A 23,253-nucleotide genomic window follows, 5' to 3' on the forward strand; every position below is an offset into this window, starting at 1 on the left:
GCCACCTAGGCGGGAGGGTCGTCGGCGGGCACGGCGTCGAGACCGGCGGTGCCGAGGAGCCGGTCGTCCGCGGTGCGCTGCGCGTCGCGCCGGTTCACCGCGGCCACGGCGGCCTGGAACTCGCCGAGGATCCGCTTCTGCAGACCGAACATCTCACGTTCCTCGGCGGGTTCGGCGTGGTCGTAGCCGAGCAGGTGCAGCACGCCGTGCGTGGTGAGCAGGTGCAGCTCGTCCATCAGCGCGTGCCCGGCCGTCTTGGCCTGGTCCTTGGCGAACGCCGGGCAGAGCACGATGTCGCCGAGCAGCGCGGGTGACGCGTCGGGCGCGTCCGGTCGGCGCGACGAGTCGAGCTCGTCCATCGGGAACGCCATCACGTCGGTGGGACCGGGCAGGTCCATCCAGCGTTCGTGCAGGTCCTCCATCACCTCGAGGGTGACGAGCAGGATGGACAGCTCGGCGAGCGGGCTGACCTCCATCTTGTCGAGCGCGAAACGGGCCGCCGACACGATCGAACTCTCGTCGACGTTCACGCCCGATTCGTTGGCGATCTCGATGCTCATGAACGCCGCTGCCCTTTCCAGCCGTTGCCCTTGTCCTGGCTGTCCTGCAGTGCCTGCCACTTCTCGTACGCGTCGACGATGTCGCCGACGAGCTTGTGCCGCACCACGTCCTGGCTGGTGAGCTGGGCGAAGTGCAGGTCCTCGACGCCGTCGAGGATGTCCTTGACCACCCGGAGACCGCTCTTCTGGCCGGAGGGGAGGTCGACCTGGGTGACGTCGCCGGTGACGACGATCTTGGCGCCGAACCCGAGCCGGGTGAGGAACATCTTCATCTGTTCCGGCGTGGTGTTCTGCGCCTCGTCGAGGATGATGAAGGCGTCGTTGAGGGTGCGGCCGCGCATGTACGCGAGCGGCGCGATCTCGATGGTGCCCGCCTGCATCAGCCGGGGGATCGACTCGGGCTCGACCATGTCGTGCAGCGCGTCGTAGAGCGGGCGCAGGTACGGGTCGATCTTCTCGTTGAGCGTGCCCGGCAGGTAACCGAGGCGCTCACCGGCTTCGACCGCGGGGCGGGTCAGCACGATGCGCGTGACCTGCTTCGCCTGCAGCGCCTGGACGGCCTTGGCCATGGCGAGGTACGTCTTGCCGGTACCGGCGGGGCCGATGCCGAAGACGATCGTGTGCTTGTCGATGGCGTCGACGTAGCGTTTCTGGTTCAGCGTCTTGGGCCGGATCGTCTTGCCGCGCCGGGAGATGATGTTCATGCTCAGCACTTCCGCCGGTGACTCGTGGTCACCGGTGGAGAGCATGCCGACGGTGCGGCGGACGGTGGCCGGGTCGACCTGCTGGCCGCGGCCGGCGAGCGTCACGAGTTCGGCGAAGACACGCTCGGCGAAGGCGACGTCGGCGGGTGCGCCGGTCAGGGTGACCTCGTTGCCCCGGACGTGGACGTCGGCGGCGAGGAGTTCCTCGGCGACCCGGAGGTTTTCGTCCCTCGAGCCGAGCAGGCTGAGCGCGGCGGCTTCGGGGATGGGGAATCGGGACTGGGCCGCTTCGGTGACGGTGGCCTCGTCGGCCTTCGCTGTGACGTCCAGGGGGACGTCGGGGCGGGCGGCTTCACCCGGTACGGTTCCGGCCACGTGGCCTCGGGCCTACTTCCTGCGCTTACGCTGCGATTTTCAACGACACTGACAAGGTCGATGCTACTGGTTGGGGGTGGCGGCACGCAGTCCGGTTTCTCCCGGCAGCGGGCTTCAGCGCCCGAAATGCCCCAGCTGCTCGCCGCCGAGCACGTGGGCGTGCACGTGGAAGACGGTCTGCCCGGCGTCACCGTCGGTGTTGAACACCACCCGGTAGCCGGATTCGGCGATCCCCTCCAGCTCGGCGACCTTCCTGGCGGTGGCCGCGACGTCGGCGAGGAGCCGCGGTTCGGCGGCGGCCAGCTCGGCCAGGTTCCGGTACCGCTTCTTCGGCACCACGAGCACATGGACCCGCGCCTGCGGCGCTATGTCCCGGAACGCGTACGTCGTCGCGTCCTCGTACACCTTCTCTGACGGGATCTCCCCCGCGATGATCCGCTCGAACAACGTCTCCGCGTCACTCATCCCCCCACCCTAACGCCCACCCACGCCCCCACCCCGCCCCGCAGTAGTCGTGAGTGCGCGAACCCTCGCAAGGTGCCTACTCGTCACCTGCGGTCTTGCTCGCGTGAAGTACATGATGGCCCCCCACACCCGCTGGTCCCCCCACCTCACCAGGCCAGGGCCGCCAGGCCCGAGGCCGATCCCCAAGACCGACCGCCGCCGGACGCACCGTGGGGGGTCCGGGGGGCTCGGCCCCCCGGGCAGACACGCGGAACCGCGCCGCGGCGTCGAAATTTGGGGCGTAGCAACGAGCGAAGCGAGCTTGCGAAGCCCCCAAATGAAGACGCCGCGGCGCGGTGGAGCCTGGGGGTCGCTCCACCGCCGCCGCGGCTCCGCCGGACCGAGGGGGGAGGTGCCCGGCGGGGATTCACGCGCGCGACTGGGCTTCATCCCCAGTGGCGCGCCGAAACCGTGTGTTGCGCGTCAGTTAACGAGAGTAACGGCTGTTTGCGTGATCGCGCCATAACTCGCCGCAAAATTGTGGGGTGTTTTTTCACTTCCAGCGATCGGAGAGAACTCCTAGCGCGCCGAGGGCGACGGCGGCGGCGGTGGAGGTGCGCAAAACGGTGGGGCCCAACCGGATGGCGGTGGCGCCGGCGTCGGTGAGGGTGGTGAGTTCGTCGTCGGTGATGCCGCCTTCGGGGCCGACGATGAGGAGGATGTCGCCCTGTGGCGGGAGTTCGATCTCGGTGAGCCGGGTGGTGATGCCGGATTCGAGGACGAGGGCGCGGGAAACGGTCTGGACGAGTTCGGCGAGTTCGCGGGTGCTCGCGGGTTCGGCGACTTCGGGGATGTGGGCGCGGCGGGCTTGTTTGGCGGCGGCGCGGGCGGTGGTGCGCCAGCGGGTGAGGGCTTTGTCGCCGCGGGTTCCTTCTTCCCAGCGGGCGACGCTGCGGGCGGCGCGCCAGGGGACGATCGCGTCGGCGCCCGCTTCGGTGGCGAGTTCGACGGCGAGTTCGCCGCGGTCGCCTTTGGCGAGGGCCTGGGCGACGATGACGCGGAGTGCGGGTGGTTCCTCGGTCCAGTGTTCTTCGATGGCGAGGGTGAGTGCCGCGTCGCGGCCGGCTTGGACGGCTTCGACGACGCAGCGCGCCATTCCGCCCGCGCCGTCGGAAAGCACGAGACGTTCGCCGACCCGGAGTCGCCGGACGGTGGCGGCGTGCCGGGCTTCCTCGCCGTCGAGGGTGGTGCGCCCGGAGCCGGGCAGCGCGGCGGTGAGGAAGACCGGCAGTGTCGTCTCGGGCACGGGTTACCGGTGGTTCTTGGTGCGCAGCTTGGAGAACAGCCCGCCGGGTTTGGAACCGTTCGAAGACAGCGACGGCACGTCCTCGCCGCGCTGCTGGGCCAGTTCGACGAGGAGGTCGCGCTGGGCGTCGTCGAGTTTGGTCGGCACGACGACGTCGATGTGGACGTGCAGGTCGCCGCGGCCGTCGACGCGGCCGGAGGACCGCAGGCGCGGCATGCCCTTGCCGGTGAGCACGAGTTCGGTGGCGGGCTGGGTGCCCGGTTCGATGTCGAGTTCGTAGTCGCCGTCGATGAGGGTCTCGATGGGCACCGTGGCGCCGAGGGCGGCGGTGGTCATCGGGATGCGGAAGTTGCAGTGCAGGTCGTTGCCCTGCCGGACGAACACCTCGTGCGGTGCTTCGTCGATCTCGACGTACAGGTCACCGGCGGGGCCGCCGCCGGGGCCGACCTCGCCCTGGCCGGACAGCCGGATGCGCATCCCGTCGCCGACGCCCGGCGGGATCTTCGCGGTGACGTTGCGGCGCGCGCGGACGCGGCCGTCGCCGCCGCACTGGCGGCAGGGGTCGGGGATGACCTCGCCGAAGCCGCGGCAGACCGGGCAAGGGCGGGCGGTGACGACCTGGCCGAGGAACGACCGCTGCACGGACTGGACCTCGCCCGCGCCACCGCAGGTGTCGCAGGTCTTGGTGCCGGTGCCTTCGGCCGCGCCGGCGCCGCGGCACAGGTCGCAGACGATGGCGGTGTCGACGGTGATCTCCCGGTCGGCGCCGGTGGCGCATTCCTCCAGGGTGAGGCCGAGGCGGATGAGCGCGTCGGAGCCGGGCTGGACGCGGCTGCGTGGCCCGCGGCCGCGGCCGCCGCCACCTCCCGCGGCGCCGAAGAAGGCGTCCATGATGTCGCCGAGACCACCGAAGCCGGAGAAGGGGTCGCCGCCGCCGTTCCCGCGTGCGCCGCTGTCCATCGGGTCGCCGCCGAGGTCGACGATCTTGCGCTTCTGCGGGTCCGACAGCACTTCGTAGGCGGTGGTCACCTCACCGAAGCGGTGCTGCGCGTCCTCCGACGGGTTGACGTCGGGGTGCAGTTCACGGGCCAGCTTGCGGTACGCGCGCTTGATCTCCTGATCCGTCGCGTTCTTCGCAACCCCGAGAATGCCGTAATAGTCCCTCGCCACCGTCTTCGCCTTCTCCTTCTGACTTCGATCTCGACGCCCGCGTTCAGCGGCCGGCGAGGATCTGCCCCACGTAGTTCGCCACCGCGCGCACCGCGGCGATGGTGTTCGGGTAGTCCATCCTGGTCGGTCCGACGACGCCCATCCCGCCCAGCAGCATGTCGTCCATGCCGTAGCCGATGGAAACCACCGAGGTGCTGCGCATCTGCTCGTCTTCATTTTCCTCACCGATGCGCACGGTGATCGCACCGGGGTTGCGGGCGGCCGCGAGGAGCTTGAGCACGATGACCTGCTCCTCGAGTGCCTCCAGTACCTGCCGGAGCGATCCGGGGAAGTCGGAGACGTTGCGGGTGAGGTTCGCCGTGCCGCCGAGCACCAGCCGTTCTTCGGGGTGTTCGACCAGCGATTCCACCAGCACGGTGCAGACGCGGGTCAGGTTGTCGCGCAGCTCGCCAGGCGACTTTTCGGGCAGTTCGGCGACCGCGGCGGCGGCTTCGGACAGCCTGCGGCCCGCCAGGGCGCCGTTCAGCACCGTGCGCAGCCTGCCGACGTTCTCCTCGGTGATGACGTCGCCGAGGTCGACGGTGCGCTGGTCGACGCGGCCGGAGTCGGTGATCAGCACCAGCATGAGCCGGGCCGGGGTGAGCGGCACCACTTCCAGGTGGCGCACGGCGGAGTTGGTCATCATCGGGTACTGGATGACCGCGACCTGCCTGGTCAGCTGCGCGAGCAGCCGGACGGACCGGCGCAGCACGTCGTCGACGTCGGTGCCGCTGTCGAGGAAGGCCGTGATGGCGCGGCGTTCGGCCGCGCTCAGCGGTTTGACCTCGGCGATCCGGTCGACGAACAGCCGGTATCCCTTGTCGGTGGGGATGCGCCCGGCGCTGGTGTGGGGCTGGGTGATGTAACCCTCTTCTTCCAGTGCGGCCATGTCGTTGCGCACTGTGGCGCTGGACACACCGAGATTGTGCCGGTCGACGATCGCCTTGGATCCCACGGGCTCCTGGTTGGACACGTAGTCAGCGACGATCGCGCGCAGCACTTCGAAGCGGCGTTCTTCCGCGTTGGCCACCTGCACCTCCCTCAGCTCGTCCTCACAACGAGTTTACGGAAGGCATAGTGCCCGAGGGTGTCTCGTGAGGGGTAGTGACGGTCAGAACCGTCACTACCCCTCCCGAGCCGGACCCCCGTCAGCTGTTGCGGGGGAAGCCGAGGTTCACGCCGCCCTGGGAGGGATCGGGCCAGCGTGAGGTGACCACCTTCGTCCGCGTGAAGAAGTGGAATCCCTCCGGCCCGTAGGCGTGGGTGTCGCCGAACAGCGAGTCCTTCCAGCCGCCGAAGGAGTAGTAGCCGACCGGCACCGGGATCGGCACGTTCACCCCGACCATCCCGACCTCGACCTCGTTCTGGAAGCGCCGCGCGGCCCGTCCGTCGTTGGTGAAGATCGCGGTGCCGTTGCCGTAGGCGTTGGCGTTCACCAGTTCCAGCGCCGCGTCGTAGCCCTCGGCGCGCGCGACCGAAAGCACCGGTCCGAAGATCTCGTCGGTGTAGACCGACATCTCCGGGGTCACGTGGTCGAACAGCGTCGGGCCGAGCCAGAACCCGCCGTCCTCGCCGTCGACCTCGATCCCGCGTCCGTCGACGACGAGCCGGGCGCCCGCTTCGACACCGGCTTCCACATAGGACTCGACGCGTTCGTGGTGCGCGGCGGTGACGAGCGGTCCCATCTCCGACGTCGGCCGCCTGCCGTCGCCGACGCGCAGCCGCGTGATCCGCTCGGCGATCTTCGCGACCAGTTCGTCGCCGACCGGGTCGACCGCGACCACGACCGACACCGCCATGCACCGCTCCCCCGCCGAGCCGAAGCCCGCGGAGACGGCCGCGTCGGCGGCGAGGTCGAGGTCGGCGTCCGGAAGGACGACCATGTGGTTCTTCGCCCCGCCGAGCGCCTGGACGCGTTTGCCGTTCCTGGTCCCGGTTTCGTAGACGTACTTCGCGATCGGTGTCGACCCGACGAACGAGATCGCCTTGACGTCGCGGTGTTCCAGCAACCCGTCGACAGCGACCTTGTCGCCGTGCAGGACGTTGAGGACGCCGTCGGGCAAGCCGGCCTCGGCGAACAGTTCCGCGATGAACACGGCCGCGGACGGGTCCTTCTCGCTCGGCTTGAGCACGACGGTGTTGCCGCAGGCCAGCGCGTTGGGCACGAACCACAGCGGGACCATGGCCGGGAAGTTGAACGGCGAGATCACGCCGACCACGCCCAGCGGCTGCGCGATCGAGTAGACGTCGACGCCGGTCGAGGCGTTCTCGTTGAAGCCGCCCTTGAGCATTTGCGCCGCGCCACAGGCGAACTCGACGTTCTCGATGGCGCGCGCGATCTCGCCCGCCGCGTCGGATTCGACCTTGCCGTGCTCGCTGGTGACGATCTTCGCCAGCTCGTCTCGCCGCGCCGACAACAGCTCGCGGAAGGCGAACAGCACCCGCGTCCGCCCGGCCAGCGACGTCCCGCGCCAGCCCGGCAGTGCCCGGGACGCGGCCGCGACCGCGGCGTCGACGTCGTCCTGCGCCGCGAAGGCGACCTTCGCCCGCACCTGACCGGTGGCCGGATCGAACACGTCACCGGATCGTTCGCTCACGCCCTCGAACGGTTTGCCGTCTATCCAGTGGTTGATGTGGTCGGTGGTGCGGTCGGTCACGAGTGCCCTCCTGGTCCGGGTGCCTGCTCGGTCGAGTCTGGGTGCGCGCGCCACACCGACGCCATCGGCAACGTGTACGGACTCCCGGTCCCGGCCGTACAGTCTGTCTCTGCGCCGAAGACCAGGTGGGAGGCCGATGTACCCGACCGTCGCCGAGGTGCTCGCGCTGCCGGTGCTGCGCCAGGGCAGGCCCCATGTGGTGGCGGGGGCGGCGGGGCTGGACGCGCCGGTCCGCTGGGCGCACGTCGCCGAGGTCGCGGACATCGCCCCGTTGCTGCGGGGCGGGGAACTCGTGCTCACCACCGGGGTCGCGTTGCCCGACGACGGCGCCGCGCTCGCCAGGTACGTCGCCGAGCTGGCCGGGGTCGGGGTGGCGGGGGTGGTCGTCGAGCTGGTCCGTCATTGGAGTGACAAGCTGCCGTCCGCGCTGGTGGAGGCCGCGGATCACCACGGTGTCCCGCTGATCACCCTTTCCCGGGAGACGCGCTTCGTGTCGGTCACCGAGGCGGTGAACGGGCTGATCGTCGACGCCCAGGTCGACGAACTGCGGGCGGCGGAACGGGTCCACGAGACCTTCACCGCGCTGACCGTGGCCGGTGCCGAGCCCGGCGACATCCTCCGCGAAGTCGCGAGACTGACCGAACATCCCGTCGTGCTGGAGACCCTGTCGCACGAAGTCCTCGCCTACGACACGGCGGGCACCGACCCGGGTGAGCTGCTGCCCGGCTGGCCGTCGCGGTCTCGGCCGGTGCAGGTCGGCGAGCGGACCGGTTTCCACCCGGGCGCGGGCTGGCTGGTCACCGTGGTCGGCGCGCGCGGGCACGACTGGGGACGGCTGATCGTGGTCTGCGGGGATCCGCCGCCGCGACGGTACGTCGTGGTCGCCGAACGCGCCGCGTCCGCGCTCGCCGTCCACCGGCTGGTCGCGAAGGACACCGACGGACTGGAACGCCAGGCGCACCGCGCGATCCTGACCGAACTGCTGGCGAACCCGGTGCCGCCCGCCGAGCTCACCGCGCGCGCCTCCGCGCTGGGTGTGCCGCTGACGGGACGCCTGCTGGTCGGGGTCGCCGTGCGGCCCCGGATCACCGCGACCACCAGGACCACACAGTCGACTCCGGTGCTGCTGCGGGAGCTCGCCGAGGCGACCGCGCTCGCCGCGCGGCGGGCGAAGGTGTCCGCGCTGGTGGCCGCCGACGACACCTTGGTGCGCGCGCTGATCGCGCTTTCCCCGGAGGCGGGGGTCGACGCGGTCCTGCGGCGGCTGGCCACCGACGTCCACGAGGCCCGCTCCAGCGCGCCCGCCGTGGTCGCGGTGGGCACGACGGGCACCGGGCCCGCCGAGGCGCGCCGGACACTCGTCGAGGCCGCTCAAGTCGCCGCCGCGGCGATCGGCGAGAACGCCGATCGGGTGGTGCACCGGCTCGACGACGTCCGGTTGCGCGGACTGCTGCATCTGCTGGCCGGCGACGAACGGATCACCGCGTTCGCCGCGCGGGAACTGGGCCCGCTGCTGAGCCGGGACGCGGCGCAGGGCAGCAGGCTGGTGCAGGCACTACGGCATTACTGCGAACACGGGGGCAACAAATCGGCGGCCGCGGCCGCGGCGCACACCTCCCGCACCGCCTACTACCAGCAGCTGGCCCGGATCGAGCAGGTGCTCGGCGTGCGGCTGGAAGAGCCGGAATCGATGCTCTCCCTCTACGTCGCGTTGCTCGCCCACGACATTCGAGAAGGCGACGATCACACGACCGGGTGAGTAAATCTCACCCGGGCGAGGAACACAGTCACCGGGTCATGTCAGCCGATAGGGTTTATATGGCTTTCTTCGAACCGATCGGCACCTGCATGCTCGCGCTGGCCTGTCTGGCCCCGGTGCAGCCCGCCGACTCCACGTTCCAGCTGACCAGCCACCACGCCAACGGCCGGATCGGCTCCGTTTCGCTCACCTGCCACCCCACCGGCGGCTCACACCCGGGTCGCGCCAAGGCCTGCGCCAGCCTGTCCAAAGTGGACGGAAAGTTCGACAGGCTACGCGGGGAACCGCGGGCCTGCACCTTGGAGTACTCGCCGGTGGACGTCTCCGCGGTCGGGAAATGGCGCGGTGAACCGGTCATCTTCCGCACGTCCTACGCGAACCCCTGTGTCGCCGACGCCGACTCTGACGGCGTCTTCACCTTCTGACCGGTAAAGGACAGGTGACCGCCGGGCCTCCCCCTCGATGGCCCGGCGGTCGCCGCCGATCACCACCGCCTTGATCGCCCTCACCCCCAAGAGGGCGATCAAGGCCGTGGTGCCACGGCTCAGCGACGGGCCGGATAAGGGCACCTCTCCCCGTCCGCGGTGGCGACGGGGGTCTGACGCGCGCGAGCCCGGCTCAGGTTCCATCCGCGCCAATCATCTTCCGGGATTCCCATCACGACCGGTCCGAGCACACAGGACCGAAGCGGCTCCGGGAGCCGGTCCACCGCGGGTACGACGTCGGCGGAAAACCCCGACAGGTACCGGGTATCGAGCGTCTTGCCCGCCGCGATCCGATCGATGTTGCGTTCGGCGATGAACCGTTCCGGATCCAGCACGGCCAGCCCCAGCAGGGCCGCGACGGCGGCACCGATGGCCGCGCGTGGCAGCCACGCCGAGCGCAGCGGGATCAGGGAGACCAGGATCAGTGCGAAGATCAGCCCGATCCAGAGTTCGCAGACCTCGACCAGGAGCCGCAGCACGGTGAACCCGTACGCCTCCTGATATGTCCACATGCGACTCCACGCCGAGGCGACCAGCACCAGGCTGAGTACGCTCAGCACGCCGAGCAGCCCGCGCTGCCACGCCCGATCGGGCCTCGACGACTTCGGCGCCCACCGCAGTGCCGCCGCGACCAGCAGCAGGGTCAGCACGGTGATCGCGGAAAGCTGCCAGAACCCGCTCCTGGCGTATTCGGCCGCGGTCAGGCCGCTCGTCCGCAGGACGTACTCGGTACCGCCGAACAACACGACCAGGCGGACCGCGACGAAGCTCGCGAACAGCAGCACCAGCACCCCCAGCGGCAGTGCCCATTCGAGCCGGTGCGCCAACCGTTTGCGTGGTGCGTCGTCCTCGGCGGGCAGCGGTGGCGCCGCGAGGAGGTAACAGGCGCCGATGACGGCGAACGCGCCGACGACGAACAGGAAACCCCAGCGCACGAAGGTCTCCGGGTTCAGCTCGGGGATCACCGCGTCGACGAGGTTCGCGAACGCGGCGTCGGCACCACGCAGCAGCGGGACGAACACCAGCAGCAGTCCGGCACTCGCCAGCACCGGCACCAGGAATCGGGGCCTCGTGCGAATTTCCGGCTTCTTGGCGATTTTCCCGAGTCCGCGCCCGATCCACGGGATGGCGAGCAGTGCTTCGATCGGCACCGCGAACACGTCGTAGATGATGGTGTTCACCGTGCGTTTCCCGACCACCGCGAGCGATCCCGCGACACAGGCGGCCAGTACGCACAACACGTTCAGCCACGCTGACGCGCGGAACACGCCGACCGCGAGCAGTCCGAGCGCGGCCAGCGCCCACAGCGCGTTGACCAGGCCGAAATGCGGCTCGGCGGCACCACGGGCCCGCTTGTCGGCGAAGTAGACGGCCATGGCGAAGGCGAGTCCGGCCACGAACCAGCCGACGCCGGGGTCGTCCGGCAGCGCGACGGCGGTGATCAGCCCCGCCGTGACCGCCGCGGGCGGCACCGAGCCGGGAAGCGGGACGATCGCCGACTTCGGCGGCACCCGGGGCCGCATCAGCACCGGGACCTGCGGGGCGGGCGGCAAAGTGGTCGTCGGCCCCGCCGCCCCCGGAGGCGACGCGTGCGCCTGGCGGTCCTCTTGGTCTTCGCTCATTCCATCCTCCAGTTTGCGAAAGCACATAGCGTGGAACGCGCAGGGCCGCCGAAAGCACGCGGCAGGGAACTAAGGAACGGGGATCACGACGCGGATGACACAGCCCTGCCGCTCTTCGGGGCTGACGACGGCGATGCTGCCGTCGTGGAGATCGACCACCCACCGGGCGATCGCGAGGCCGAGGCCGGTGCCACCGCCGCCTGCCCGCTCCCCTCGGGTGAACCGTTCGAACACGCTGTCCCGTTCCCCCGGAGGGATCCCGGGGCCCTCGTCCTCGACCTCGATGACGACGTCGGCGTCCCGCGCCTGCGCCCGCACCCGGACCTCGCCACCGGACGGCCCGTGCCGGACGGCGTTGTCGAGGAGGTTCACCACCACCTGGTAGAGCCTGCCCCGGTCGGCGACGGCCATCGCGCCGGGTGGCTGGACGTCGACGGCGAACCGCACGCCGCGGCCGGTGGCGGCCGCGGTCACCCCGGCCTCCGCGGCGACCTCCTCCAGAAGCAGTTCGAGGTCGAATTCCTCCAGCTGCAGCGGAAAGGCACCGGCGTCGATGCGGGAGAGGTCCAGTAGCTCGGAGACCAGCCTGCCGAGCCGTTCGGTCTGCTGCAGCGCGGTCTTCAACGTCGCCGGGTCGGGTTTGGCGACCCCGTCGACCAGGTTCTCCAGCACCCCGTTCAACGCGGTGATCGGGGTGCGGAGTTCGTGGGAGACGTTCGCGATGAGCTCGCGCCGCCGCTGGTCGGCGACTTCGAGGTCGGCCGCCATCTGGTTGAACGCGTGCGCCAGTTCGCCGACCTCGTCCCGCGCGGTCGCCCGGACCCGCCGGGTGTAGTCGCCCTTGGCCATCGCGCGGGCGGCGGCGGTCATCTCCCGCAGCGGCCGGGTCATGCCGTGCGCCAGGATCTGCGAAGTGACCAGTGCGAGCACCATCGCGGCCATGGTCGTCTTCGGCGGCAGCCAGCCGATCTGCCAGTTGAAGAAGGCGAACGCGATACCGCCGGAGGACACCAGCAGGATCGCGAGCTTGAGTTTGATGGAGCGGACGGGGTCGAGCGGTCTCGGGAGCGCGTCGACGATCCGGCCCACGAGCGGGCGCGGGTTCACGATCCGACCTCCAGCGCGTAGCCGACGCCGTGCACGGTGCGGATGAGATCCGCGCCCAGTTTGCGGCGCAGTGCCTTGATGTGGCTGTCGACCGCGCGGGTTCCCGAGCCGGTCCCGGCGACGTCCCAGTCCCAGACCTCGCTCAGCAGCCGTTCCCGCGGCTGCACCGCCCGTGGTCGCTTCGCGAAGTGGACGAGCAGATCGAACTCGATCGGCGTCAGCTGTGCCGGGGTACCCGCCCGCGTGACCCGCCGCTGTTCGACGTCGATTTCGAGGTCGCCGAGCACGATCTTCGCCCCCGCTTCGCTCAAGTCGGCCCTGGCGGAGCGGTCGACGCGGCGCAGCAGCGCGTGCACCCTCGCCGAGAGCACCCGCATGGAGAACGGCTTGGTGAGGTAGTCGTCCGCGCCGACGCCGAGGCCGATCAGCATGTCGGTCTCATCCGATCGGGCGGTCAGCATCAGCACCGGGACCGGGCGGCGGGCCTGGATCCGGCGGCAGACCTCCAGCCCGTCGAACCCCGGGAGCATCACGTCCAGCACCACCAGGTCCGGCTCGCGCGCGGCGTCCACCTCGACGCCTGTCGGGCCGTCGTGCGCCAGATCCACCGAGAATCCCTCCGCGCGCAGCCGCGCGGCGATGCTTTCGGCGATGGTCACGTCGTCCTCGACGACCAGCACCCGGCGTCCTCCCAGTTCCATGCGGATGACTGTAAGCAGCGGCCGTGGAGACCGTCCGGGTGAGCTGTGGAGATCCTGTGGAGATGTTTCGGCCGGATTGCCGGATTGCGACGTTCATGTGTGTGACGCAGGTCATGCACCAGGGGCTCTCGAACGCAATCGACAGTCTGCGTTCCGACGCCACCAACAGTGAACAGTCTGCCAGTCCCACCTCCGTCGCGCGGGCGAGCACGATTCCGCAATGGAGCCGACGGCACGCGGAACCCAGCTCGTGCATCCTGATGGCCGGGTAGAACTCGGCGAGGTCGAGTCCTTGCAGGACAGCCGCTTCTACAACGAAGAGCTCGCGCCGGTCCCGGTGGAAAAACGGACCTGGACCACCTACAACTACTTCGCGTTGTGGATGGGAATGGCGCACAACATCCCTTCGTACGCGCTCGCCGCGTCCTTGATCGCGCTCGGCATGGACTGGGTCCAGGCCCTGATGACGATCACCATCGGCAACCTGATCGTGCTCGCTCCGATGCTGCTCAACAGCCACGCCGGGACGAAGTACGGCATCCCGTTCCCGGTGTTCGCCCGCGCCTTCTTCGGGATGCGCGGCGCGAATCTGGCGGCCTTGCTGCGGGCGTTCATCGCGTGCGGCTGGTTCGGCATCCAGACCTGGGTCGGCGGTGAGGCCGTCTACATCATCGTCGGGCGGCTGGCGGGTTCCGGCTGGAAGGACTCCACCGTCGTCCTCGGGCAGCACTGGACGCTGTGGCTTTCGTTCGGGCTGTTCTGGCTGTTCCAGATGCTCATCATCTGGCGCGGGATGGAAGCGGTGCGGAAGTTCGAGAACTGGACGGCACCGCTGGTCTCGGTCGGCTTCCTGATCCTGCTCGGCTACGTGCTGGTCAAGGCGGGCGGGCTCGGCCCGATCCTGTCCGAACCCGGGAAACTCGGCTGGGGCCCCGACTTCTGGAAGGTGTTCGCGCCGTCGCTGATGGCGATGATCGCGTTCTGGTCGACGCTTTCGCTCAACATGCCGGACTTCACCCGCTTCGGCGGCAGCCAGGGCAAGCAGGTCCGCGGTCAGATCCTCGGCCTGCCGACCACGATGACCTTCATCGCGATCGTGGCGATCCTGACCACCTCCGGCGGCAGCGTCCTCTACGGCGAGCAGATCTGGGACCCGGCGAAACTGGCCGACCGGTTCGACTCCCCGATCGTGGTCGTGATCGCGCTGATCGCGCTGGTGCTCGCGACCGTGTCGGCCAACCTGGCGGCCAACGTGGTCAGCCCCTCCTACGACTTCTCCAACGCGTTCCCGAAGAAGATCACCTTCGCCGTCGGCGGGCTGATCACCGGCATCATCGGCATCGTCATCCAGCCGTGGCGGCTCTACTCCGACCCGAACATCTACATCTTCGCCTGGCTCGGTTTCTACGGCGGCCTGCTCGGCGCGGTCGCCGGAGTACTCGTCGCCGGCTACTGGGTGGTCAACCGGACACACCTCAGCCTGCGGGATCTCTACACCGAACGCGGCGTCTACTGGTTCAACGGCGGCTGGAACTGGCGCGCGCTGGTCGCGACGCTGGCCGGCGCCGTGCTCGCGGTCGGCGGCGCGTACGGCGGGCCGTTCCCCGCCGACGGGCTGATCCCGTCGCTGAAACCGCTCTACGACTACAACTGGGTCGTCGGACTGGCGGGCGCCTTCGTCGTCTACCTGCTGCTGGCCCTGCCCGAGCGCAACCGCACCGCCTATCCGAAGGAGGAAGCAAGTGAGCGACCTGGTCCGAGCCGGATTGATCCAGCAGCGGTGGACGGGTGACAAGGAGTCGATGATCGCCAACGCCGTGGAAGCGATCGGTAAGGCCACTTCGCAGGGCGCGCAGGTGATCTGCCTGCAGGAGTTGTTCTACGGCCCGTATTTCTGCCAGGTGCAGGACACCGACTACTACTCCTACACCGAGGGCATCCCCGACGGGCCGACGACGAAGCTCATGCAGGAGGTGGCCGAACGCCACGGCGTCGTGCTCGTCGTCCCGATGTACGAGGTCGAGCAGCCGGGCGTGTACTACAACACGGCCGCGGTGATCGACGCCGACGGGACCTACCTCGGCAAGCACCGCAAAAACCACATCCCGCAGGTGAAGGGCTTCTGGGAGAAGTTCTACTTCCGGCCCGGGAACATGGGCTACCCGGTGTTCGACACCGCCGTCGGCCGCATCGGCGTCTACATCTGTTACGAGCGGCACTTCCCCGAGGGCTGGCGCGCGCTGGGCCTGGCGGGGGCGAAGATCGTGTTCAACCCGTCGGCGACCAGCCGCGGCCTCTCGGAGTACCTGTGGCGGCTGGAGCAGCCCGCGGCCGCCGTCGCGAACGAGTACTTCGTCGGCACGATCAACCGCGTCGGCGTGGAACCCCTGGGCGACAACGACTTCTACGGTCAGACCTATTTCGCGGACCCACGCGGTCAGCTGGTCGGCGCGGCCGCCTCGGACACCGAGGAGGAGATCGTCGTCCGCGACCTCGACATGGGGCTGCTCGCCGAAGTACGGGATCTGTGGGCCTTCTACCGAGACCGCCGTCCCGACAGCTACGGCCCCCTCGCGGAGGCGTGATGACCACCCTCATCAAGGGCGGGCAGGTGCTGTCCACGGCGGGCGCCGCCGCGGCGGACGTCCTCGTCGACGGCGAGACGATCGCGGCCGTCGGCGCGCCGGGCGCCTTGGGCCCGGCCGACGACGTCATCGACGCCACCGGGAAGTACGTGCTGCCCGGCGGGATCGACGCGCACACCCATATGGAGATGCCGTTCGGCGGCACGCATTCCGTCGATTCCTTCGGCACCGGGACGACGGCGGCGGCGTGGGGCGGGACGACCACGATCATCGACTTCGCCGTACAGGCCAAGGGCACCTCCCTGTTGTCCACTATGGACAAATGGCACGAGAAGGCGGACGGCAACTGCGCCATCGACTACGGCTTCCACATGATCGTCTCCGACGTCAACGATTCGTCGTTGAAGGAGATGCAAGCCTGCGTCGACGGCGGGGTCGGCAGCTTCAAGATGTTCATGGCGTACCCGGGGGTGTTCTACTCCACCGACGGCGAGATCCTGCTGGCCATGCAGAAGGCGCGCGAGATCGGCGCCACGATCATGATGCACGCCGAAAACGGCATCGCGATCGACCAGCTGGCCGCACAGGCGTTCGCCGCCGGAAAGATCGACCCGGTGCAGCACGGGCTCACCCGGCCGCCGGAACTGGAGGGCGAGGCGACCTCGCGCGCGATCCAGCTGGCCAAGGTGACGGGGGCGCCGCTGTACATCGTGCATCTCTCGGCGTCGCAGGCACTGGCGGCGGTCGCGGAGGCACGCGACGACGGGCAAAACGTCTTCGCGGAGACGTGTCCACAATATCTCTACCTGTCCATCGAGGACTTGGCCAAACCGGATTTCGAGGGCGCGAAGTACGTCGCTTCTCCCCCGCTGCGCGAGAAGTCGCATCAGGCGGATCTGTGGCGGGGGCTGCGCACCAACGACCTCTCGGTGGTGTCGACGGATCACTGTCCCTTCTGTTTCAAGGACCAGAAGGAACTCGGCCGCGGCGACTTCCGCGCGATCCCCAACGGGATCCCCGGCGTCGAGCACCGGATGGACCTGCTGCACCAGGGGGTCGTGGCGGGCGAGCTCACCCTCGGCCGCTGGGTGGAGACCTGTTCGACCACTCCGGCGCGGATGTTCGGGCTGTACCCGCGCAAGGGGGTCATCGCGGCGGGTTCGGACGCCGACATCGTCGTCTACGACCCCACGGCGAAACAGACCCTGTCGGTCGAGACGCATCACATGAACGTGGACTACTCGGCCTACGAAGGACTGGAGATCACCGGCAAGGTCGAGACGGTGCTGTCACGGGGCCGCGTGGTGGTGTCGCCGTCCGGGTTCTCCGGGAGCACGACGCACGGGAAATTCCTCTCGCGCGACCTGAACCAGTACCTGAACTGAGGTGGGCGCCGTGGACTTCGGGATAGTGCTGCAGACCGACCCGCCCGCGCGCGAACTGGTGCGGCTGATGAAGGCCGCCGAGGACCAGGGTTTCCGCTACGGCTGGACGTTCGACTCGTGCGTGCTGTGGCAGGAACCGTTCGTCATCTACTCACAGATCCTCGCGGCGACGTCGTCGATGATCGTGGGCCCGATGGTGACCAGCCCGGCCACCCGGGACTGGTCGGTGATGGCGTCGACCTTCGCCACGCTCAACGACATGTACGGCAACCGGACGGTGTGCGGTATCGGTCGTGGTGACTCGGCGCACCGGGTCGTCGGGATGCCACCGTCCACCTTGGCCACCGTGCGCGACTGCATGCACGTGGTCAAGGAACTGGCCGAGGGGCGCGAAGTCCTGTTGCGGGACAAGCCGGTCCGGATTCCGTGGATCCGCAACGGCAGGCTCGAGATGTGGATGGCGGGATACGGGCCCAAAGCGCTCAAGACGGTCGGTGAGCACGCGGACGGCTTCATCCTCCAGTGCGCCGATCCCGCGATCGCCCGGTGGACGATCGGGGCGGTGCGCGAGGCGGCCCGTGCGGCAGGGCGGGATCCGGGCGGGATCACCATCTGTCTCGCGGCGCCGGCGTACGTCGGCGACGATCTGGCGCACCAACGGGAACAGCTGCGGTGGTTCGGCGGGATGGTCGGCAACCACGTCGCCGATCTCGTGGCGCGCTACGGCGATTCCGGGCCGGTACCCCGGGAACTGACCGACTACATCCGTGAGCGCCAGGGTTACGACTACGCGCATCACGGGCGGGCCGGTAATCCGTCGACCGACTTCGTCCCGGACGAGATCGTGGACCGGTTCTGCCTGCTCGGGCCCTCTTCGGCCCAGGTGGAACGGCTGGAGGAGCTGGCTTCGCTCGGCGTCGACCAGTTCGCGCTGTACCTCATGCACGACCAGCGCGAAGAAACCCTGAAGCGGTACGGCTCCGAGGTCATCGGCCGCTGACGACCCGCATTTCGTCCTCTACTTGCGGTCCTTGCACACGCAACTACCGCAAGTAGAGGACTAAATGCGTGCGGGTCAGGCGTGGAACCAAGGCCCGCTCCCCCGCCTTGGCGGAATTCCTGCAGTCCGCGGCAAACGCCGGTGCGGCGAAAGCCATCGCGACCCCCTTCGATTCCGCGTTGGGCGGCGGCGGGACGATCTGCGCGGACACCACGAACCCGCGTGACCCGGCCGCCTGGCCGCGCGCTGCCCGAGCGGCCGACCGGGAGAGCCGTGGTTTCGGTTCCCACGACACGTATCTCTCGCTGCCCTGCGCCTTATGGCCCGCCGTCGATCCGGTGCGCTACACCGGACCGTGTAACCGGCCGACCGCGCCGATCCTGTTGCTGGCCAACGGCAAAGGCGACCCGGAAACACCGTACGCGACACCGTCTGCCGCCCGGATCACGCGCCTTTCGACGCCAGGTGACTCGGAGTCCCTCAACCGACGAGCGCTTGATACACCAGGTTGCGCAGTTCGACGCGGATCGGATAGGTCGACGACGGCAGCAACTGGGTGAAGAACAGCACCGTGATGTCCTCGTCCGGATCGACCCAGAAAGCGGTGCTGGCCGCGCCACCCCAGGCGAATTCCCCCGCACTGGCGAGGGATTTGGCCTTCACCGTGTCGTCGAGCACGGAAAAGCCCAGTCCGAAGCCGAAACCATGGTACGGCGCCTCGGAGAAGGCGGGCCGCCCGTAGGTCTCCAGATCGACGCCGCCCGGCAGATGGTTGCTCGCCATGACCTGCACCGTGCGCGGGCTGAGCAACCGGACGCCGTCGAGTTCGCCGCCACGCAACAACATCTGCGTGAAACGGTGGTAGTCGCCCGCCGTCGAGACCAGGCCGCCACCGCCCGAGAGACACGTGGGCGCGACCCGGCCGACGGCGCCCATCTCGTCGTGCCGGAAGGGCGCCTTGGTCTTCGGGTGGGGCACGTAGAGGGCGGCAAGCCTGTCGAGGACGCCGGAGTCGGCTTGGAAGCCTGTCTCGTGCATACCGAGCGGGGTGAAGATCCGTTCGGCGAAGAAGGTGTCGAGGGACTGACCGGAGACGACTTCGACGAGCCTGCCGAGGATGTCCGTCGCGACCGAATAGTTCCATTCCGAACCGGGCTGGAACAGCAACGGCAGCCGCGCGATCGCTTCGGAGACCCCGGCGAGGTCGAGCCCCGGCGCCGTGCCCCAGTCGAATCCGGCCTCGCGGTAGACCGCGTCGACCGGATGCGTGCGGTGGAAGCCGTAGGTCAGGCCCGCGGTGTGGGTGAGCAGATGCCAGAGCCGGATCGGCTCGGTCGCGGGCTCGGTCGCCATCCGGACGGACGAGCCCTTCGTGAAGACCCGCGGCTCCGCGAATTCCGGGAGCCACCGCGAGATCGGGTCGGTGAGGTCGATGCGGCCCTCTTCGACGAGCATCATCGCGGCGACCGAAGTGACCGGCTTCGTCATCGAATAGATGCGCCAGATCGTGTCCGTCTCGACCGGCAGCCCCGCCTCGATGTCGCGCATCCCGTTCGACGCCAGATGCGCGACCTTCCCGTTCCTGGTCACCACCGTCAGATACCCGGGAAGCAGGTTTCGTTCCAGGTACCCGTCGAAGTGCTTGTCGATCCGCCGCAGTCGCTCGTCGTCGAAACCCACCTCGGCCGGGTCGACGTCCACCTTCAGCTCGATCATGTGGCCGAGGTTACGCGTTCCGCTCGGCCTGTTTCTCCAGCCGCCACGCCTCGTCGGTCTTCCCGATCCGCCAGTATCCGGAGATCGAGAGCAGATCGCGCCGCATCCCCCGGTCGTCGAGCAGATGGCGCCGCAGGTCGCGGACAAACCCGGCCTCACCGTGGACGAACGCCTGCACGACACCGTCACGCCAGTCGAGTGCGCGGACCGCCGCGGCCAGATCGTCGCCCCGGCTCCGGTACAGCCAGGTGACGTGCGCGTCGGCCTTGGTGGTCAGCGACTGCTCTTCGGCGGCGTCCTCCACGAGGATGACCGCGTGCACGGGCACCCCCGCCGGCATCGCCTCGAGGGACGCGGCGATCGCCGGAAGGGCGCTCTCGTCCCCGGCCAGCAGATGCCAGTCGGCCTCGTCGCCCGGCCGGTAGGCCCCGCCGGGCCCGGAGATCAGCAGTTCGTCGCCGGGTTTCGCGGCGGCGGCCCACGGCCCGGCGACGCCTTCGTCGCCGTGGTGGACGAAGTCGAGCACCAGTTCGCCGTGGTCCGGGTCGAAGGCGCGGACGGTGTAGGACCGCATCCGCGGCCACTGCTCGCGCGGCAGCTCTTCGCGCACCCGCGCCAGGTCGAACGGCTCGGGATAGGTGACGCCGGGAATCCGGAAGTGCACCTTGACATAGGCGTCGGTGAAATCATTGGGCTGAAACGAGGCGATTCCTTCGCCCCCCGCCACGATCCGGACCATATGCGGGGTGATCCGCTCGGTGCGCAGCACCCGCAACCGGGTCGCCGACACCGGCTTCCTCGCCTCGGCCATCCAGGATTCCTTTCCTGCTGGTTAGGTTAACCTAACCGAGCGTACGCCCTTCTCCGGCCGGTGGGGCCAGGTCTCCCAGCATCCGATCAAAGCTTTCCCGGACCCGCTGGGGGAACCCGACGAAGAACCGGTTGGCCAGCGGGACCGCCCATCGCCCACGGGAAGCGACGTTGTACACCCGGTGGGTCACCCGCGCACCGGCCGGATCATCCTCGACGGTGTATTCGCCGCGGTACCACCAACCGCCCTGCTGGGCGACGAAGCGCCGTCTCGCGTCGATTTCGAAGCCGGGGTTGTACGGCTGTGCCCGGAGACTGTCCGCGAGCCGGGCGAAGACCTCGTCGGCGGGCGCGGGAACCACGCCCGCCACTTCGACCAGAGGTTTCACGCCGCCCTCGCGGCCGGATCGCTCACCCGGGTGTTCTGGAACGACGCGACGCGCCAGCCGTCGGACTCCTTGACGAGCACGTACGTCAGCGTCGATTCCCGGCCCGGTTCGGGTTTGTCATCCGCCTGCGACGACCCACCGCCCGCTACCACGATGGCGACGTCCGGCCGGATGAACCGGACCTTGGGCTCACCACCGCCGTCCACCAGCTTCGACCCCTTGAGCGGGCCCTCGAACAGGGATCGATGCGCGCTTTCGATGAGCGCGCGGCCCGGCATGTTCACCCCGAAGAACGTCACGTAGTCGGCGTCTTCGGTGAACAACCGCGCGTACGCGGCCGCGTCGCCGTCGTTCCACGCTTGGGCGAGCTCGCTCAGCACGGCCAGGACGGCGGTACGGGATTCGGTCATTGTGTCCTCCAGTTGACGAACAGTGTTCGTGTTACGAACGCCGTTCTACAGACGAACACCGTTCGCGTCAAGTAGAGTTCCCGGCGTATCCCGGATCAGGAGGCGAACGAAGTGAGCAGGCCCCGGCGTCGTGCCGAGAAACCAGTGCTGTCCCAGGAGCTGGTGGTGAAGACGGCACTGGACCTCCTCGCCGCCGAGGGACTGGAGGCGGTGAGCATGCGGCGTGTGGCACAGGCGCTGGAGACCGGCCCGGCGTCGCTCTACGCCCACGTCGCGAACAAGGAAGAGCTTCACGAGCTGATGGTCGATCACGTCCTCGACTTCGGCCCGATCCCCGAACCCGACCCGGACCGGTGGGTCGAGCAGGCGAAGGAGCTGCTGCGCGGGAACGTGCGCGCGCTGACGTCGTTCCCCGGGATCGCCAAGATCGCGTGGACCATCCAGGTACCTGTCGGCGCGAACGCCTTGCAGCAGGCCGAAGCCCTGCTCGCGGTCCTGCGCGCGGGCGGCCTCGACCTCAGGCGAGCGCTGTTCGCCGCCGACGCGTTATGGCTCTACACCAAGGCTTTCGCCTACGAGGGCGCCGGCTGGCAGCACGGCGACATCAACCTGGCCGAGCAGGAGCAACGCGGCGAGCGGATGGTCGAGTACATGGCGTCGTTCCCACCCGGCACGTTCCCGAACCTGCTGAGGTCGGGCGAGTACTTCACCGCGGAGACCGCGCAGGAGCGCTTCGAGTTCGCCATCGACCTGTTCCTTCGCGGCCTCACGTGAGCCTGCGCACCAGACCGTCCGCCAGCAACCGTCCCCGGTCGGTGAGCACCGCCCGCTCTCGACCGTCCAAAGCAGACTGATCCAGCAATCCCTCGGCGGCGGCGACCCGGGCTTCGGCCCGGCCGTCGTCGTCGAGGGCGTCGAGCGGAAGCCCTTCGGACAACCGGAGCTCCAGCATCACGCGTTCCAGATGCCGGTCTTCGTCGGTCAGCACTTCACGACCGGCGGCCGGCGACTCCCCGGCGGCCAGCGCGGCGGCGTACCGCGCCGGATGCTTGACGTTCCACCAGCGGACGCCGCCGACATGGCTGTGCGCGCCGGGCCCCGCGCCCCACCAGTCGCCGCCACGCCAGTAGCCGATGTTGTGACGGCAGCGGGCTTCTTCCGACGTCGCCCAGTTGGACACCTCGTACCAGCGCAGACCCGCCGAAGCGAGGACGCGGTCGATCATCTCGTAGTCGGCGGCGAGGACGTCGTCGTCCGGGGCGGGCAGTTCGCCGCGGCGGATGCGCCGGGCGAGTGCGGTGCCCTCCTCGACGATCAGCGCGTACGCGGAGACATGATCGACACCGGCGGCCAGAACCGCGTCCAGCGAGGCTTGGAGGTCTTCGATCCGCTCCCCCGGCGTGCCGTAGATGACGTCGAGGTTGACGTGCCGGAACCCGGCGGCGCGTGCCTCCTCGGCGGCCGCGACGGGCCGTCCCGCGGTGTGCACGCGGTCCAGGATCTTCAGCACGTGTCGCGCGGCCGACTGCATCCCGAGCGAGATCCGGTTGTATCCCGCGTCACGGATGCCCGCGAAGAAGGCGGGCGAGGTCGATTCCGGGTTGGACTCGGTCGTGACTTCCGCGCCGTCGGCGAGCCCGAAGGTGTCGCGGACGGTGTCCAGGACGCTGCGGAGGCCGTCCGCGCCGAGCAGGGACGGGGTACCGCCGCCGACGAAGACGGTGTCGACCGCGGGCGGCTTCCCGAGCACGCGCGCGGCGAGGTCGAACTCGCGCTTGAGGCCTTCGAGCCAGGACTGCGGCGACGAATCGCTGTCCAGCTCACCGGCGGTGTAGGTGTTGAAGTCGCAGTAGCCGCAACGGGTCGCGCAGAACGGGACGTGCACGTAGACGCCGAACGGCCGGGTGCCGAGCCCTTCCAGGGCGCTCTCGGGGAGCGCGGACGCTGCAGGCGTGATGGTTGCGGGCACACCCCAGTGTCCCCCACGCCGTGAAGGCCTCCTTCCCTACCCTGAAGGTAGCGAAGGAGG

Annotated in this window: 22 protein-coding genes; 7 read left to right on the plus strand and 15 right to left on the minus strand. The window is 69.2% G+C overall.

Going from position 1 to position 23,253, the window contains the following annotated elements; all coding sequences use genetic code 11:
- Window positions 1-5 precede the first annotated feature (5 nt).
- The 7 genes from ybeY to AVL48_RS14165 all read right to left on the minus strand — a co-directional run bounded on the left by ybeY (window position 6) and on the right by AVL48_RS14165 (window position 7,255).
- Window positions 6-560, minus strand: coding sequence for an rRNA maturation RNase YbeY (gene ybeY, locus AVL48_RS14135; protein WP_061982740.1), 555 nt, complete (start codon window positions 558-560; stop codon window positions 6-8).
- Entirely contained in the window at window positions 557-1,639 is a 1,083-nt protein-coding gene (locus tag AVL48_RS14140) for a PhoH family protein (protein ID WP_061982739.1), read from the minus strand. The genes ybeY and AVL48_RS14140 overlap by 4 nt, the downstream gene beginning before the upstream one ends.
- A gap of 114 nt (window positions 1,640-1,753) precedes the next feature.
- Window positions 1,754-2,104 (minus strand): histidine triad nucleotide-binding protein, encoded by a 351-nt coding sequence (locus AVL48_RS14145; RefSeq protein WP_061982738.1) that lies wholly within the window; start codon window positions 2,102-2,104, stop codon window positions 1,754-1,756.
- Between the two features lie 532 nt (window positions 2,105-2,636).
- Window positions 2,637-3,389: a 16S rRNA (uracil(1498)-N(3))-methyltransferase gene (locus tag AVL48_RS14150; RefSeq protein ID WP_061982737.1), complete on the minus strand. Its 753-nt coding sequence runs from the start codon at window positions 3,387-3,389 to the stop codon at window positions 2,637-2,639.
- Between the two features lie 3 nt (window positions 3,390-3,392).
- Window positions 3,393-4,559, minus strand: coding sequence for a molecular chaperone DnaJ (gene dnaJ / locus AVL48_RS14155; RefSeq protein WP_061982736.1), 1,167 nt, complete (start codon window positions 4,557-4,559; stop codon window positions 3,393-3,395).
- 43 nt (window positions 4,560-4,602) lie between these two features.
- Complete coding sequence (gene hrcA, locus AVL48_RS14160) at window positions 4,603-5,628, minus strand: heat-inducible transcriptional repressor HrcA (RefSeq protein ID WP_061982887.1); 1,026 nt, start codon at window positions 5,626-5,628, stop codon at window positions 4,603-4,605.
- A 118-nt stretch (window positions 5,629-5,746) separates the two neighbouring features.
- Window positions 5,747-7,255: a CoA-acylating methylmalonate-semialdehyde dehydrogenase gene (locus tag AVL48_RS14165; protein ID WP_061982735.1), complete on the minus strand. Its 1,509-nt coding sequence runs from the start codon at window positions 7,253-7,255 to the stop codon at window positions 5,747-5,749.
- Between the two features lie 136 nt (window positions 7,256-7,391).
- On the opposite strand from AVL48_RS14165, the gene AVL48_RS14170 reads away from it, so the two are divergent.
- Window positions 7,392-9,014 carry a PucR family transcriptional regulator gene (locus tag AVL48_RS14170; RefSeq protein ID WP_061982734.1) on the plus strand — a complete coding sequence of 541 codons (1,623 nt, stop codon included), beginning with the start codon at window positions 7,392-7,394 and terminating at the stop codon, window positions 9,012-9,014.
- Between the two features lie 59 nt (window positions 9,015-9,073).
- Complete coding sequence (locus AVL48_RS14175) at window positions 9,074-9,439, plus strand: SSI family serine proteinase inhibitor (RefSeq protein ID WP_061982733.1); 366 nt, start codon at window positions 9,074-9,076, stop codon at window positions 9,437-9,439.
- A 119-nt stretch (window positions 9,440-9,558) separates the two neighbouring features.
- Here AVL48_RS14175 and AVL48_RS14180 read toward each other — a convergent pair whose 3' ends face one another.
- The 3 genes from AVL48_RS14180 to AVL48_RS14190 form a co-directional block, all read right to left on the minus strand.
- Entirely contained in the window at window positions 9,559-11,121 is a 1,563-nt protein-coding gene (locus AVL48_RS14180; RefSeq protein ID WP_061982732.1) for a DUF4153 domain-containing protein, read from the minus strand.
- A 69-nt stretch (window positions 11,122-11,190) separates the two neighbouring features.
- Entirely contained in the window at window positions 11,191-12,228 is a 1,038-nt protein-coding gene (locus AVL48_RS14185) for a HAMP domain-containing sensor histidine kinase (protein ID WP_061982731.1), read from the minus strand.
- Window positions 12,225-12,908, minus strand: coding sequence for a response regulator transcription factor (locus tag AVL48_RS14190; RefSeq protein WP_061982886.1), 684 nt, complete (start codon window positions 12,906-12,908; stop codon window positions 12,225-12,227). The genes AVL48_RS14185 and AVL48_RS14190 overlap by 4 nt, the downstream gene beginning before the upstream one ends.
- Window positions 12,909-13,149: 241 nt before the next feature.
- Between AVL48_RS14190 and AVL48_RS14195 the strand changes: the two genes are divergently transcribed.
- Genes AVL48_RS14195 through AVL48_RS14210 form a run of 4 tightly spaced genes read left to right on the plus strand, consistent with a single transcriptional unit; the run spans window position 13,150 to window position 17,899 of the window.
- Window positions 13,150-14,721, plus strand: a complete 1,572-nt coding sequence (locus AVL48_RS14195) for an NCS1 family nucleobase:cation symporter-1 (protein ID WP_061982730.1) — start codon at window positions 13,150-13,152, stop codon at window positions 14,719-14,721.
- Window positions 14,672-15,514, plus strand: a complete 843-nt coding sequence (locus tag AVL48_RS14200) for a nitrilase-related carbon-nitrogen hydrolase (RefSeq protein ID WP_074038309.1) — start codon at window positions 14,672-14,674, stop codon at window positions 15,512-15,514. The genes AVL48_RS14195 and AVL48_RS14200 overlap by 50 nt, the downstream gene beginning before the upstream one ends.
- Complete coding sequence (gene hydA / locus AVL48_RS14205) at window positions 15,514-16,899, plus strand: dihydropyrimidinase (protein ID WP_061982729.1); 1,386 nt, start codon at window positions 15,514-15,516, stop codon at window positions 16,897-16,899. The genes AVL48_RS14200 and hydA overlap by 1 nt, the downstream gene beginning before the upstream one ends.
- Before the next feature lie 10 nt (window positions 16,900-16,909).
- A complete protein-coding gene (locus tag AVL48_RS14210) occupies window positions 16,910-17,899 on the plus strand; it encodes a TIGR03842 family LLM class F420-dependent oxidoreductase (RefSeq protein WP_061982884.1) in 990 nt (329 codons plus the stop codon).
- A 480-nt stretch (window positions 17,900-18,379) separates the two neighbouring features.
- Here AVL48_RS14210 and AVL48_RS14215 read toward each other — a convergent pair whose 3' ends face one another.
- Genes AVL48_RS14215 through AVL48_RS14230 form a run of 4 tightly spaced genes read right to left on the minus strand, consistent with a single transcriptional unit; the run spans window position 18,380 to window position 21,224 of the window.
- On the minus strand, window positions 18,380-19,615 hold the full coding sequence (locus AVL48_RS14215; protein WP_061982728.1) for a serine hydrolase domain-containing protein: 1,236 nt from the start codon (window positions 19,613-19,615) through the stop codon (window positions 18,380-18,382).
- A 10-nt stretch (window positions 19,616-19,625) separates the two neighbouring features.
- Complete coding sequence (locus AVL48_RS14220) at window positions 19,626-20,426, minus strand: siderophore-interacting protein (protein ID WP_061982727.1); 801 nt, start codon at window positions 20,424-20,426, stop codon at window positions 19,626-19,628.
- Between the two features lie 31 nt (window positions 20,427-20,457).
- A complete protein-coding gene (locus AVL48_RS14225) occupies window positions 20,458-20,814 on the minus strand; it encodes a hypothetical protein (protein WP_143105041.1) in 357 nt (118 codons plus the stop codon).
- Complete coding sequence (locus AVL48_RS14230; protein ID WP_061982726.1) at window positions 20,811-21,224, minus strand: SgcJ/EcaC family oxidoreductase; 414 nt, start codon at window positions 21,222-21,224, stop codon at window positions 20,811-20,813. The genes AVL48_RS14225 and AVL48_RS14230 overlap by 4 nt, the downstream gene beginning before the upstream one ends.
- A 111-nt stretch (window positions 21,225-21,335) precedes the next feature.
- Here AVL48_RS14230 and AVL48_RS14235 point away from each other — a divergent pair, with 111 nt between their 5' ends.
- Complete coding sequence (locus AVL48_RS14235; RefSeq protein WP_082857639.1) at window positions 21,336-21,998, plus strand: TetR/AcrR family transcriptional regulator; 663 nt, start codon at window positions 21,336-21,338, stop codon at window positions 21,996-21,998.
- On the opposite strand, the gene hemW is transcribed toward AVL48_RS14235, so the two are convergent.
- Complete coding sequence (gene hemW / locus AVL48_RS14240; protein ID WP_061982725.1) at window positions 21,991-23,193, minus strand: radical SAM family heme chaperone HemW; 1,203 nt, start codon at window positions 23,191-23,193, stop codon at window positions 21,991-21,993. The genes AVL48_RS14235 and hemW overlap by 8 nt on opposite strands.
- Between the last annotated feature and the right edge of the window lie 60 nt (window positions 23,194-23,253).

It is taken from the genome of Amycolatopsis regifaucium (assembly GCF_001613935.1).
In the GTDB taxonomy this organism is placed as follows: Bacteria; Actinomycetota; Actinomycetes; order Mycobacteriales; family Pseudonocardiaceae; genus Amycolatopsis; species Amycolatopsis regifaucium.